The organism is Gallibacter intestinalis (assembly GCF_014982745.1).
Classification (GTDB): Bacteria; Bacillota; Clostridia; order Peptostreptococcales; family Anaerovoracaceae; genus Gallibacter; species Gallibacter intestinalis.
The window spans coordinates 153969-168138 of the sequence record NZ_JADCKA010000002.1 but is presented as its reverse complement, the minus strand read 5'-3'; the positions used below and the strand labels follow the sequence as shown (position 1 = coordinate 168138).

14 protein-coding genes and 1 pseudogene are annotated in these 14170 nt (G+C 38.8%); 10 read left to right on the top strand and 5 right to left on the bottom strand.

What is annotated here, in order from left to right:
* The first annotated feature begins 3 nt into the window (after positions 1 to 3).
* A complete protein-coding gene (locus tag INF20_RS02205; protein WP_226384756.1) occupies positions 4 to 345 on the top strand; it encodes a hypothetical protein in 342 nt (113 codons plus the stop codon).
* Positions 346 to 405: 60 nt separating this feature from the next.
* On the opposite strand, the gene INF20_RS02200 is transcribed toward INF20_RS02205, so the two are convergent.
* On the bottom strand, positions 406 to 1518 hold the full coding sequence (locus INF20_RS02200) for an aminopeptidase (protein WP_226384755.1): 1113 nt from the start codon (positions 1516 to 1518) through the stop codon (positions 406 to 408).
* Positions 1519 to 1640: 122 nt separating this feature from the next.
* On the opposite strand from INF20_RS02200, the gene INF20_RS02195 reads away from it, so the two are divergent.
* The 3 genes from INF20_RS02195 to INF20_RS02185 all read left to right on the top strand — a co-directional run bounded on the left by INF20_RS02195 (position 1641) and on the right by INF20_RS02185 (position 4238).
* On the top strand, positions 1641 to 2600 hold the full coding sequence (locus INF20_RS02195; protein WP_226384754.1) for a diacylglycerol/lipid kinase family protein: 960 nt from the start codon (positions 1641 to 1643) through the stop codon (positions 2598 to 2600).
* A 32-nt stretch (positions 2601 to 2632) separates the two neighbouring features.
* Entirely contained in the window at positions 2633 to 3409 is a 777-nt protein-coding gene (gene proC, locus INF20_RS02190) for a pyrroline-5-carboxylate reductase (protein WP_226384753.1), read from the top strand.
* Positions 3410 to 3773: 364 nt separating this feature from the next.
* Complete coding sequence (locus INF20_RS02185; RefSeq protein ID WP_226384752.1) at positions 3774 to 4238, top strand: hypothetical protein; 465 nt, start codon at positions 3774 to 3776, stop codon at positions 4236 to 4238.
* Between the two features lie 8 nt (positions 4239 to 4246).
* Here the strand turns inward: INF20_RS02185 and INF20_RS02180 are convergent, their stop codons facing one another.
* A complete protein-coding gene (locus INF20_RS02180; RefSeq protein ID WP_226384751.1) occupies positions 4247 to 5116 on the bottom strand; it encodes a metallophosphoesterase in 870 nt (289 codons plus the stop codon).
* Between the two features lie 69 nt (positions 5117 to 5185).
* Here INF20_RS02180 and INF20_RS02175 point away from each other — a divergent pair.
* Positions 5186 to 5530, top strand: a pseudogene (locus INF20_RS02175) (SseB family protein); the annotation flags it as partial.
* Between the two features lie 39 nt (positions 5531 to 5569).
* Entirely contained in the window at positions 5570 to 6091 is a 522-nt protein-coding gene (locus tag INF20_RS02170; RefSeq protein WP_226384845.1) for an O-acetyl-ADP-ribose deacetylase, read from the top strand.
* Between the two features lie 25 nt (positions 6092 to 6116).
* On the opposite strand, the gene INF20_RS02165 is transcribed toward INF20_RS02170, so the two are convergent.
* From INF20_RS02165 to pepF, 3 genes are read right to left on the bottom strand one after another with little or no spacing between them, the layout of a single operon-like run.
* A complete protein-coding gene (locus tag INF20_RS02165; RefSeq protein ID WP_226384750.1) occupies positions 6117 to 7184 on the bottom strand; it encodes an RluA family pseudouridine synthase in 1068 nt (355 codons plus the stop codon).
* A gap of 12 nt (positions 7185 to 7196) precedes the next feature.
* Positions 7197 to 8003 (bottom strand): NAD(+)/NADH kinase, encoded by an 807-nt coding sequence (locus INF20_RS02160; protein WP_226384749.1) that lies wholly within the window; start codon positions 8001 to 8003, stop codon positions 7197 to 7199.
* Between the two features lies 1 nt (position 8004).
* A complete protein-coding gene (gene pepF, locus INF20_RS02155) occupies positions 8005 to 9804 on the bottom strand; it encodes an oligoendopeptidase F (RefSeq protein ID WP_226384748.1) in 1800 nt (599 codons plus the stop codon).
* A gap of 96 nt (positions 9805 to 9900) precedes the next feature.
* Here pepF and murI point away from each other — a divergent pair, with 96 nt between their 5' ends.
* The 4 genes from murI to INF20_RS07975 are packed head-to-tail and all read left to right on the top strand — an operon-like array spanning position 9901 to position 14164.
* The gene (gene murI, locus INF20_RS02150) at positions 9901 to 10707 is read left to right on the top strand and encodes a glutamate racemase (protein ID WP_226384747.1); all 807 of its coding nucleotides are present in this window, start codon (positions 9901 to 9903) and stop codon (positions 10705 to 10707) included.
* A gap of 33 nt (positions 10708 to 10740) precedes the next feature.
* Positions 10741 to 11328: a hypothetical protein gene (locus INF20_RS02145; RefSeq protein WP_226384746.1), complete on the top strand. Its 588-nt coding sequence runs from the start codon at positions 10741 to 10743 to the stop codon at positions 11326 to 11328.
* Positions 11309 to 12202 carry an EamA family transporter RarD gene (rarD, locus tag INF20_RS02140; protein ID WP_226384745.1) on the top strand — a complete coding sequence of 298 codons (894 nt, stop codon included), beginning with the start codon at positions 11309 to 11311 and terminating at the stop codon, positions 12200 to 12202. Before INF20_RS02145 ends, rarD begins: the two co-directional genes overlap by 20 nt.
* Before the next feature lie 6 nt (positions 12203 to 12208).
* Positions 12209 to 14164: an MBL fold metallo-hydrolase gene (locus INF20_RS07975; RefSeq protein ID WP_226384744.1), complete on the top strand. Its 1956-nt coding sequence runs from the start codon at positions 12209 to 12211 to the stop codon at positions 14162 to 14164.
* The last annotated feature ends 6 nt before the right edge of the window (positions 14165 to 14170 follow it).

Sequence of the window (14170 nt, the reverse complement as noted above, 5' to 3'; positions counted from 1 at the left end):
TTTATGTATACAGGCAAAATGACAACCAAACTGATTGCCGTGGCAATTCTCTTTATGACACTGATGTTTTTTCAGATATTTTCAGTCAAGGGAGGACATGACCTAAGCTTCGGTACATATACCGTAGTCTATGCAGCAGAAGAAGTGCAGCAGGTAGAAGAGGATAAGGTTACTAAGGACCAGGTGGATGTTGAGAATGTTGATCCATCAGCTTCAGAAAAGCTGCAGAAAAATCTTTCAATTCCAACGGATACTTTGTTGGTTTTCGGAGGAATAATTGTTGTTCTGGGCATATGTGTTGCCATAGCGGCGGTGGCGGGTAATGCCGCAAGAAAAAAGAAATAATTTGACAACAGAAAAAAATGAGAATACGGCGAAAAGCGCAAAGCTAATCGCCGTATTTTTTTAGTCGGATAAATTTTCAGGATTCAGACATTCCAATTCAGGAATTACAAATCTGCCATCCTTTCTAATAAGAACATCGTCAAAGTAAATTTCACCGCCGCCGTATTCAGGTCTTTGAATGTTTACTAGATCCCAATGTACGGCACTGTTATTTCCGTTTGGAGCATCTTCATAGCACATTCCCGGTGTAAGATGAAAGGAACCGCATATCTTTTCGTCAAAAAGCGTATCCTTCATAGGGTCCAATATGTAAGGATTTAGACCGAAGGAAAATTCTCCGAAATATCTAGCGCCTTCATCGGTATCCAAAAGTTCATTAATTCTGTCTGTATCGTTGGCAGTTGCTTTTATGATTTTACCGTCTTTAATTTCAAAAACGATATTTTCGTAGGTAAAGCCCTGTTCTTCACTTGGTGTATTATAGCTTATTATGCCGTTCATGCTGTCTTTTACCGGTGCTGTATAGACTTCTCCGTCAGGAATGTTACAGCCTCCGGAACATTTTACTGCAGGAATATTTTTAATGGAAAAAGTGAGATCAGTACCCGGTCCTGTAATTCTTACTTTATCGGTTTTATTCATCAGTTCCACGAGATTGTCCATTGCTTTATCCATTTTGCTGTAATCAAGGGTGCATACCTGATAATAGAAGTCCTCAAAGGCTTCAAGACTTGTGCCTGCAAGCTGAGCCATGGAGCTGTTTGGAAATCTTAAAATCACCCATTTTGTTTCGTTGACACGCTGGTCTAAGACAGGCTGAGTAAGGGTGTTATACATATTGAGCTGAGATGATGGAACATCTGATAGCTCAGATGTATTGGCACTTCCTCTGACACCAATGTAAGCATCCATTTCCTTCATAAATTCCAGCTGATGCTTGCTGTACATTTCTATCTGTTCTGTAGAAGCACCTAAAAGAATTTCCCTTGTTACGGATGATTCGCTGCTTTCCACATAAGGAAGTCCGCCTACTTTGTATATATCCTTTATAAGCTGTCTTATGAGAGGTAGTGTTTCTCTGCCCTCATAGTTTATCAGTACCTTTTCTCCCGGCTGAATTGAAGTTGAATAGTTAACCAGAAGATTTGAAAGTTTTTTTATTCTATCGTCCATATTTATACCCTCGCTTTCATATACCAATAAATTATACCGCCGGCAGAAGTCAGGTGCAATATATGAAGTTGTATTTTAAACGAATTCAATATAAAATAGAAAAGATATGAGAGGTTATAAATATGAATAGAAAACATGTTTTTTTGCTTAATCCGGCGGCAGGTCAGGGACAGGCCATTGGAATGAGAGAGCAAATTGAAAATATAAGTCAGAGGCTTTCCTTAGATACGGAAATATATGAAACAAAGGAAGAACTTGATGCACAGGTATTTACATCGCAGCTTATTAAAAACAATGATGTGGATACTAAAATCAGACTTTATGCCTGTGGCGGAGATGGCACTGCCAATGAAATTTTAAATGCAATTATAGGTCACGATAATATGGAATTGGCAGTTATACCCATGGGAACGGGAAATGATTTTGTACGCAATTTCGGTGATGTTGAGCTTTTTAGAAATCTTGAATATCAGATGACTGCAGATACAGTAAAAACAGACGTAATCCGTTATACATGGAAACGACAGGGCTTTTCATGCAGCAGATATTGCATAAATATGTTCAATATAGGTTTTGACTGTAATGTGGTGGAAATGGCAGGCAAATTAAAGAAAAAGCCGCTTATTTCCGGCTCAATGGCATATCTGGCAGGGGTTGCTGCTATGCTGGTTAAAATGAAGGGCGCTGATCTTAAAGTTGAATTTGAAGACGGAAAGGTGTTTGACGGAAAAATGCTGCTTATTGCCATAGCAAACGGTTGCTTTTGCGGAGGCGGCGTCAAAGGTGTACCTAAGGCTTTAACCGATGACGGTTTTATGGACATAAGTCTTATAAGAAAATGCAGCAGAAGGAGATTTATTCAGTTATTTCCTAAATATGCTAAGGGTGAACATCTTAATGCAAAGGGAGCAGATAAGCTAATTATATATAGAAAGGCAAAAACCCTTAAGATAACGGCGAACGGTGAGCCTTTTACATTCAGTACTGACGGTGAGCTTACCAAGGCAAAGGAAATAGAATTTGAGATAGTTCCAGGTGCTGTGGACTTTGTGGTGCCGCAGCAGATTGAAAGTAATAAATAAAAAAATTATTTGAAGGAAAGGACGGATATATTATGAAACTAGGATTTATCGGTTACGGAAATATGGCTCAGGCTATTGCTCAGGGTCTTGTGGAAAAAAAGGTTATGGCACCTTCGGATATATATGCTTCGGCCAGAGATAAGGAAAAACTCGCCAAAAATACCGGAAAACTTGGCATAAATCCATGTTATGACAACAAAGAGGTTGCAGAAAGCTGTGATATCGTAGTTCTTGCTGTAAAACCATATCAGATGAAGGAAGTGGCAGGTGCAGTATCAGAAGAGCTTAAGGATAAGTTGGTTGTTTCCATTGCAGCAGGCGTATTCTTTGATGACTATGAAGAAATATTGGCTTCAGGTACTCATCATATTTCCACAGTGCCGAATACTCCTATATGTACCGGTGAAGGAGTAATGGTATGTGAACAGACCCATTCACTAAGCGATGATGAGCTGAATACCTTTAAAGAAATCTTTGGCAAAGTGGCTTTACTTGAATTCATTGAAACAGAACATGTTTCCGTTGCAGGAACTGTGGCAGGATGCGGCCCGGCATTTACAGAAATGTATCTGGAAGCTTTAGGAGACGCTGCGGTAAAACACGGTCTAAACAGAGCCGCTTCATATAGACTTGCTGCGCAGATGATTAAAGGTGTAGGTGCTCTTTATCTTGCAAAAGGTGAACATCCCGGTGCCATGAAGGATGCAGTTTGCTCGCCGGGCGGCACAACGATAAAGGGTGTTGCGGCTCTTGAGAGAAATGCCTTTAGAGGCGCGGTAATTGATGCAATTGATGCGATAGAAGGTTAAAAATCAATAATAGGGCATCGGATATATTGGGATCAGACTTTAGTTACTATAAAATGATGTTTTTAAGATTTGTTACTCTGAATCTTATATCTGCAGTTTTTATACTATTTATCATGTGGTCCGTTAAGAAAATGGTAGATATAAGTAGGTTAGCAGGCATTTTACCTATTGTTATTACTCTATTGATCGAACTATCATATGTTCTATTTTATGTTTTTAACATTTCGGGTCCAGTTGTTGGTCAGTTATTTGTAGCTATGACTTGGCCTACCTATTTTCCGTGTATTGCGGTGATTATGTGCTTTGCCATTGGCTATACAATTTATAGCTGCATCATTTTGCGTAAGGGAAGGGAGAGAGTGAAATGAAGGACAAGAGTAAAAAAACATTGATTTATTCTGCATTATTTGTATTGTCGATTGTAATATTTATATTTGTTTTAACACTTCTTTCATCGGCTTCAGATGCTGTTACTGAGGCATTCAATAGAGATCTTAATATCATTAGATTAATAGGCATGGCTATTGTAATAAATATAGTTTCTGGAGTACTGGTGCTGTTTATATGCTGGACTATTAAGAGACTTATTGATAACAACAAAATAGCTGCCATATTACCAATTGCAGTTACAATTATAATGGAACTTATAGTGTTTGCTCCATTTATATTTGATAGTAGCTTTTTTGTTCAAATTTATATGGATATATTAAGTATGCCTAATTTCTTATCATATATGGCTATAGTAATGTGTTTTTCCATCGGATATACTATATATGCTGTACTTAAAGGAAAAAAAGAACCGGAAATTAAATCCGGTCCATTAGATTAAAAAATAAATTAGATACTTTTAATATGCAGATATGTTATCTCAGGCTCGGCGAAAAGTCGGGCTTTTATTTTTGTAGTACCAAGTCCTGGATTGACATATAAAGTTGATATGCCGTCTGAATACTCGCCCTTTAAATATTTACTTCCCAAAGAAGGGAGAAATTCATCTCTTAAATATGGTATGTTTATCTGACCGCCATGGGTATGGCCAGCAAACATGAAATCTATATCGTCACCTGTGAGTTTGTCGTAAATATCAGGCTCATGGCATAGAATTAGGTCATACATATTCGATGTGGCACTTTCGGAAATAGATACACTACCGTATCCTAGTAGAAGGTCGTCTATGCCGATAAGGCGAAGACCTGTGCCGGGGAGCACATAGGATTCGTTTTTAAGTACAGTAAAGCCGCCTGCATTCATTATGTCCTCATAATGATTTTCGGCACCACCGCCGTAGTCATGATTGCCAAACACGGCAAATTTGCCCAAAGAAGCGTTAATTTCAGATAGTTTTTCCGAAATTACCGCAGGGTCTCCCGTTCCTTTACTGAAATCATCTATGGTATATCTGTTGTAATCATCAATTAAATCGCCGAGGAACAAAACGATATCTACATCTTCTGCATTGATTTCATCTATGACTTTATCAAAGTCCTCAGCTTCAAAACCGGCACCGAAGTGAGTATCGGCTATTACCGCAATATCGATGTCACGGCTTACGAGAGATGATTCAACATTTATATCTTCAGTTGTGAGCCTATCTGGAGCTATATAAAAGGCATAGGCTGCCATTCCTGCTCCAATCAGGCATATTATAAAAATCAAGCATACGACAAATTTTATTATGCCGGTTATAAATCTGAATATAGTCCTCAATATTTTCCTCCTAAACAGCGGATACATTTTATCACAGGTAGCTTAAAAAGAACAGAAAAAGTGTTTAATATGATATACTGTAAAAAAGAAAAAATATCCGTAAAAATAACTTGGAGGCATCAAATGACTCTGACAGAAAGACTTATTATAAACAACGCAGAAATCTTCATGCCTGTGGTGTTTGATCAAAACAAACAAGAATCCAGTGATGATATAAAATATTCACTTATGAAGCTAAGATTGGATAATGGGGAAGAGGTTATTCCCGTATTTACCAGTGAAATGGAAGCTTTAAAGGGAGAAAAAACAGAGCTTATAAAAAAGCCGATTCTTGAACTGTTTTCGGCTTTAAATAATTCTGACCATATAAGCGGTATAGCCGTAGACCCTTGGGGTGATTTCGGATTTATTTCCATGGAAATGATAAGGATGGTGAATCAAATGAAAAAAGATATGAAGAAAAATAATAGCAGCATAATTCTTGATGAAGGGGATATAACAGTTCTTGATTGTGATGCCATAGTAAATGCAGCTAACAAAACGCTTTTAGGCGGCGGAGGTGTGGACGGTGCCATACACAGAGCCGCAGGTCCGGAGCTTCTCGCAGAGTGCAGAACGTTAAATGGCTGTGAAACGGGTCAGGCTAAGATAACTAAGGGTTATAAGTTAAAAGCTAAATATGTAATTCATACTGTAGGGCCAATATATTCAGGTAGTGAAAGTGATCCGATAAAACTGGCTGATTGTTACAGGAATTCCTTGGATCTTGCTAGAAAAAACGATATACATTCCATAGCTTTCCCTGCAATTTCAACGGGTGTATATGGCTATCCTATAGATGATGCATGTCATATTGCTGTGGAAACCATAGTAAAATGGCTTGATGAAAATGAAGATTACACGATGAAAATCATACTTTCCTGCTTTAACGGCAGAGTTAAGGAAGGATATGAAAAGGCTTTTGGTCAGAAATAAAATAAAGCCCTGGTGGATTTTAAAATTAAATCTGTTCCAGGGCTTTGTTTATGTCTTCAGGAAGCGGTGCTTCAAAAGAAAGTCTTTTTCCTGTGACAGGCTGATTAAGTGATAATTGGGATGCATGAAGAGCCTGCCTGCTGATGATATCTGATGCTCCGCCATACAATGTGTCACCTACAATGGGATGACCTATATAACTTACATGAACTCTTATTTGATGAGTTCTTCCTGTTTCAAGTTTTAGGCTTAAAAGGGTAAAACCCGGTTCATGAACTATATCGTTGGCTTCATCGTGAGCGGCAAGGTATTCGTAAAGCTTTTGCTTATCAGGATGAGCCTTAAGAAATTCATCCTTGTATTGTAGGTACTTTTTATGCTGTTCCATATCAAGACTGCTTCGATCTAATGGGTTTGATATGGAGTTTTTCTTTGGAAAAAATCTTTTTAGCACTTTGTAATGGGTCACACAAGGTGCTCCATTGGGCATAACTTTTCTTTTGATTCCAATTTCGTCAGGCCTTCCTATGGGAAGATCAATGGTACCTTCTTCCTCATCTATAATGCCATGTACCAAAGCAGTGTAGATTTTTTCAACCTTATCTGTTTTCATCTGCTGAGATATTTGATTTTGACAGTGGGAATTTTTTCCGATAACAAGAAGGCCAGATGTATCTCGGTCAAGTCTGTTAACAAATCTCAGTTTAAAGGTTTGATTTGTATCAATGCAATATTTAGCAATTCCGTTGGCTATTGTGTCCTCTGGATGACTTGCCGTGGGATGAACTATGTATCCCGGTTGCTTATCGATTACAAGCATATCCTCGTCTTCATAAACGACGCTTATAGGTATATCCTGGGGCGGAAAATTGCTCTTTTCCTCAGGCATAACTACAGTTATGGTATCGTCGGGTTTTGGGGTTATCCATCCGGGCACCGACTGACCGTTTAAGTATACGCAATGGTTTCTTTTAATTTTACCCATAAGGCGGGAAGAAAAATGAAATTCACGGCGAATTATACTTTTAATGTCATAGCCGGCGCTGCTGTCATCAGCGGTTACCAGATATGTAAAATCATTAGTTTCCTTCATTTAAACTCCGTTCTAAAGAAATTTAGTTTTTACTTTATTCCAAAAGTCATAGGTTTCAAATCTTAAGAGATTTACCTCAATATCGGATACGCCTACCTTTATGTTTGCCACATTGCTTAAAACGCTGCATTCTCCGTCGGCAACGATGCTTATTTTTTCGCATCTGGTAAGGTCAGGAACTACATCAAGATGCAAATCCGGCGGGAGAAGTATACTTGAAGTAAATGAACGGTACGCAGTGGTATTCATAGGTGCTAAAGGCGTAACCTGCAGCAAGTCGAGTCTAGGGTCAACTATTGAGCCGCCGAGAGAATAGTTATATGCAGTTGAACCGGCGGATGTAGCGACTAAAAGACCGTCTCCACTGAATTTTTCAATAAAGCTACCGTCAATTGAAAGTTCCAAGTGAGAAGCAAGATAGTTGTTTCCTCTTATAACTATTTCATTTAAGGCGTTTATAACTATTGTAGAGCCGTCGGTAAAAGTTACTATACCTTCTACTGTTGAAAGGGGCTGCAATCTGTAGCGACCTTCTCTGTAATTTTTTATAAAAGCGTCAAGGGTATGGGACTCAACTTCCTGGAAAAAACCAAGGTGTCCCGTGTTTACACCGATAACCGGAACCCTAGGAAAATTAAATCTGTGAAGGGCATCTAAGATTACTCCATCGCCCCCTATACAGATAAGAAGCTCAGTTTTTTCAGAAAGCTCGTCTTCAACGATATAACCGGCATTTATCAGTTTTGCTAAAAGTTCTTTTTTTGTCTGCTTTGATATTTCCGTGTCATTGGAATGTATGCAGATTATTTTGCTTGTCATTTTACTTTGATTCTCCTGTGAGTATTTCAAATTCATTTACCAAGTTTCTAAAGACTTTCATTGCCTTTTCTACGGGTTCTTTTACGCTCATATCGACACCGGCAATTTTTAGAAGCTCAATAGGGTGATTACTGCTACCTGTTTTAAGGAATTTCAGGTAATCTTGTGGACCTTTTTCTAAAATTATATCTGAAATTGCCGCTGCGGCAGAGTATCCTGTTGCATATTTGTAAACATAAAAAGAATTGTAAAAATGAGGAATTCTGGCCCATTCGTATTTAATCCAGTCATCCTTTTCAACGGTCTCGCCGAAATAAAGATTGTTAAGCTCTTGATACTTTTGGCACATTGATGCCGCTGTAAGGGAATGACCTTTTTCAACTTCTTCGTGAGTCCACTTTTCAAACTCTGCAAACATGGTTTGTCTAAATACTGTAGTCCTGAATTCTTCAAGATGATAGTTTACAAGATATTTTTTCATATCAGGAGAAGTTTCATTGGCTATCAGGTACTTCATCAGCAGATTTTCGTTGACTGTAGAAGCAACTTCTGCGGTGAAAATACTGTGATCTCCGTAAATATAAGGCTGCTCCTTGCGGGTATAAAAACTGTGCATAGAATGACCCATTTCATGTACAAGAGTAAATATATCCTTTAGTGTTTCTGAAAAATTCATCAGTATGTACGGCATTGAGTCATAACTTCCAAAGCTATAGGCTCCGCTAGTTTTGCCGATGTTTTCGTAAACATCTACCCAGCCTGCATCAAGGCCTGCTTTCATATCTTTTATATATTGGTCACCGAGAGGGGCAAGGGCCTTTGCCATAGTTTCTTTTGCCTCATCAAAGGAAACCTTTGTTTCTGGTATTTTTACAAGGGGAACATACACATCGTACATGTTCAGTTTATCAACACCAAGAAGCTTTTTTCTCAGCTCCATGTATTTGTACATGGAAGGAAGGTTTTCGTGTATGACATCAATAAGATTGTCATAAACCTCGTCTTTTATATTATCTCCGGAAAGAGCAGCTGCTCTTGCAGAAGGATATTTGCGTATTCTTGCGCTTATTACATCGGTTTTTGTATTATAGCTGTACGTGGTTGATATGGTGTTAATTAGTCCTTTATAGGCGGAATACATTTTTTCATAAGCTTGCTTTCTGACATCTCTGTTGTGACTTTCCATAAAAGTAATGTAATTGCCATGGGTAAGTTCAACTTCATGTCCATCTTCAGCAATTATTGTTCCGAATTTCATATCGGCATTGTTTAGCATGGTAAAAATATTATTTGTCGAGGAAGTAACTTCGCTCATCTGTGCCAATATGTTTTCCTCAGCTTCCGAAAGTACATGGGCTTTTTCCATCATAAGACATTCCAACATGAAGGAATAAGTTTTAAGCTCATCCTTTTGACTTACAAATGAATTGATAAGCTCTTCCTTTGCGGAAAGCAGTTCAGGTACAAAAAAGGAAAGGTAAGCGCTTATCTTAGAAATTGCAGCCTCGGCTTTATCGCTCATGGCCTGATAGCGTTCCTCTCTGTTATCCTCATCCCGTCTCATGCGGGAATATACATATGCTTTTTCCACTGTTTGCCAAATATTATCCCTCTGTTGTAAAGCAGAAAGAAGAGTATCGGCATCGTCGGTTAAATGTCCTTTGTATTTCAGAAAATCTTCAGCGTCTGAAAGGGATGCTTTTATATCATCTTCCCAAAGACTTTCATCACTGTACATGTCTTCAATATTCCATTTATATTTTTTATCAATATCCTTGCGTTCTCTAAGAGTTTTGCTCATTGATTTCCTCCGGGTTATGTTTACTTTAATATCTGTTTGTTGTAAAATATATAGGCGTAAAAATAGTATACCATAAATTTGAAAGGAAATAAAAATATGGACAACAGACCTATCGGTTTTTTTGATTCAGGACTTGGAGGACTTACATGTATTCCTTACCTGATGAAAAAACTGCCGGAGGAAAAGATAATATATTTCGGTGATACAGCAAGGACTCCTTACGGATCAAAGGCTGTATCGACTATCCGCGGGTTTTCTATGCAGATAGCCGATTTTTTGGTGCAAAACGATGTGAAGATGATAGTCATTGCATGTAATACGGTGAGCGCCACATGTCTTGATGATCTTCAGAAAAAATTCCCGCAGATTCCAATAGTCGGAATCATAGATCCTGCTGCGGCATTGGTCAGCAGAGTATGCGGAGGTTCGGACAGAGTAGGTATCATAGGAACAAAGGTTACGGTGTCCAGCGGTGCATATAAGGAAGCGATTAAAAGTAGAACACCGAACTTGGCTGTATTTGAGAAGGCGTGTCCTGCCTTTGTACCTTTAATTGAAGAGGGAATAATTCAAAATGATATTATGAATCTTACCATTGAGTATTATTTGGACGATTTTATACTGGAAAACAGAATCAATACTCTGGTTTTAGGATGTACTCATTATCCGCTTCTTCAGTCAAATATCAAACGCATGTATCCTAATCTTTGGATTATAAATCCATCGGAGGCGGTAATAGGCAGAATTGAAGAGATACTGGAGGAAAGGGATATGTTTGCTAAGGATTCTGAGTATGAAAGCACCTTTTATGCAAGTGACCTCTCCGAAAACTTTATGAACATGATTGACAGGATATTTGACGAAACCGATGTAAGGGTGGAATTTAAAAATCTGGACTTGTAATTCCTATTGACATTATTAAAGAGGGAGACTGAAATGGATTACGAAAAACTTTTGGAAAGCCTGGGTATAGAAAATGCTTCTGAATTTGAGTATTTTGAAAACTTTGCGGATCTTTGTGAAAACGGAGAGGAAGTAGAGGAAGAAGCCCTTTACAAGCTTTTTGAAGGAGCAGATACAGATGCTGTTCTTGAAATGATAGAAAACTATTTTAACGATATTATGGAACCCATACCTGATGATTCTACGGACATCTATATGCTGATGGAAACAATTAAAATGGCCCTTACTGGCCTGCTTGAGTCGGCAGATGATGAAACGGCCCTTGTACATTTTTGTGAGGAACTTAACAACTTCAGAAGATGGTACTGTGAAGAATCAGAGGTCGAATGTAGAAATATCGATGACGGAAGCATACAGACCATGTGTCTTAGAGATGCACTTTCCCTATGCAGAATAGAAAGATTGGAAGGGGATAGATACAGATACGACTTTTCTCCTGCATTAAATTATGAAATAGAAGAGTACATCATGAGTTACGCGGACATGGCGAGATCTCAGCGACAGGAAGATGACGAGGAAGATATGTTCGAGGAAAGATATGATGACTACGATGAATTATAAAAAGGGAATCATAGCGGCTGTATCAGGCTCATTTGTTTGGGGTATACTGCCAATATATTGGAAATCACTGGTGCCCATACCTTCATCTGTAATTATATTTTACAGGATATTTTGGGTAGGAGTGGTTTCTTTTATAGTATCTTGGAAGCTTTATGGTATGGACAGGATAAAGGAGCCCCTAAAGGATAAAAAGAAGGTGGCTCGTCTTATATTGGCAGGAGTTATAAACACATCAAACTGGAGTATATATATATGGGCGGTGAATGCCGGTTATGTTATTCAGACGAGTATAGGTTATTATATGGAACCTTTAGTAGTATGTCTTTTCGGCATTTTGTTCTTTAAAGAAAGATTTACTAAGTTCAATGTCACTGCAATGCTTATGGCTTTAGCCGGAGTCGTAATAATGATAATCAATTCTGGGCAGATTCCTGCAATAGCGTTAAGCCTCGCAATTACCTTTGCAACATATGCGGCAATTAAGAAGAGCGTCAAACTGGAGCCTATGGTTTCTTTGGCCTATGAGACAGTACTTCTTGTGCCAATTGCGTTGGCAGTTATTATCGTAATGGAAATCAATGGCGTAGGCGCAATAGGAGTGGGTGAAACCTATCAGTATGCACTGCTTATGCTGGCGGGAGTAGCAACTGCCATACCTTTAGGACTGTTTGCTCTGGGAGCCAATAATCTACCGCTTATAACACTGGGAGTCACCCAGTATGTATCTCCGACCGTGGCACTTCTTTTGGGAGTGTTCCTGTTTGGAGAGCCGTTTGATATTGTACAGTTTATCGCCTTTGCGGTAACATGGATTGGTCTTGTAATATTTACTATAGGAGAGGCAAAAGCCGGTAAATCCGGGAAAGAGAGTTAGGCAAAAGTGAATAGAGAAAAGAACAACAGTATTTTAAAAATTGCATTAGTTTATGTCGGAACCATGGTTGGAGCAGGATTTGCTTCAGGAAGGGAAATCTGGCAGTTTTTTGGTGTATTTGGAGATAACGCTGTGCCAGGTCTTGTATTGACAGGACTTCTTTTTATAGCGGCAGGCGTGATGTCCGGTGTTATAGCAAAAATAAAAAGAACTGAGGATATGGGTCAAGTTGTATGTCCTTGGGAAAATAAAAAACTGCAGCAGGCCATAGGGTGGGTAATACCGATTATCCTGTTTGTCATAATGGTAACTATGTGTGCTGCCATGGGTTCTCTTTTTAGTCAACAATTTGGAGGCAGTAAAGTACTTGGAGGTCTTTTGCTGGTACTTTTAGTTACGATTACCCTTATGGGTGGATTTGAAAGAATGCAAAAGGTGTTTCATGGGCTAGTACCTGTACTTATAGTTGTAATAATCGTAACATGTATAATCGTATTTATTATGGATTTGCCTAAGGGAAATATTCAGGCCGAGCTTGTTGCAAGTCCATTAACACCAAATTGGCTTATTGCATCTGTGCTTTATATTTCATATTGCATAGTAGCGGTCATACCTGTGATGTCAACGGCAGCAAATAAAACTAAGAGTTTAAAAAAGGCTGCTGCGGGACCTGCATTGGGAGGAGCTTTTTTATTCTTACTGTCATCTCTCTTATGTTTTGCAATGATGACTGACGGAGGATATGCTCAGGCGATGGATATGCCTATGCTTGCCTTTGCGGAAAAAATTGGACCTACAGCGGGAATAATTTATACGGTAATCATGTTTATCGCCATATATGCTTCGGCATCGGGTAATTTTTATGGCTTTACTACAAAGCTTAAGGACGACGGCAAAAAAGGATTGAAAATTGCTGTATTTGCATTGATAGCATTTTGTCTCAGCACAGTTGGCTTTAAAAATATAGTAGCCTACGGTTTCCCTATTATGGGGTGCTTCGGTTTGGTTATATTTGCCATGCTGACAATCAACTTCTTTAAGGTGTTTGTGTTTAACTATGCAAGTACACAGGAAAAGCATAAATACGACTTTCCTGAGGGTGCTATAAATGTAACTACAGGTCACGGTGGTGCGTGCCTTTTGTTTATAGGTGAGGACAAAACTGCCCTTATCGATTGTGGTAATGCCTATTGCGGCGAAAGATTGGTGGAAAAAATCAAGTCAGAACTTAAAGGAAGACCATTAGATTATCTGTTTTTAAGCCACACTCATTTTGATCATATCGGTGCTTTACCAAGTCTCAGAAAGCAATGGCCTAACTTAATCGTTGCAGGAGCACATCACGGTAAGAGTGTTCTCGAAAAGCAGAGTGCTTTAGATGCGATTAAAGCCAGAGGTGAAGAGGCGTCGCAAACTTACGGTATAGGAGAGACAACTCCTGTAACCACAGATGGAATGTGGATAGATATGGTTGTGGGAGACGGAGATGTGATAGATCTTGGTGGAAAGGAAATCCATGTTCTTGAAACGACGGGTCACACTAAATGTTCTCTTACATTTGTTATTGAACCGATGAGCCTTATGCTGGCAAGTGAAAGCGTCGGCATTTTAGACAGACGAGGAATGTGTCATCCGACAATTTTAAGCAGCTTCGAAGAATCCATTGCTTCAATAAATAAGTGCAGGGAGTACGGAGCAAAGAGAATCGTGGTTTCCCATTATGGAATAGTTCCTGAAAGCTACAATGAAAAGCTTTGGAATCTTTTGGAAAAGGAATCATATACTGAAAAGGAAATAATTGAAAAGGCTTGGGCTGAAGGAAAAACCGAGGATGAAATATTAGATATAATGACAGACAGATATGTAAACGATGAGAGACTGGCTGATCAAACCTTTAGTGCCTATGAGATAAACATGCGTTGTACCATTAGACTTTACAAGCCGAAGTCGATGGATAGTTAAGTCAGA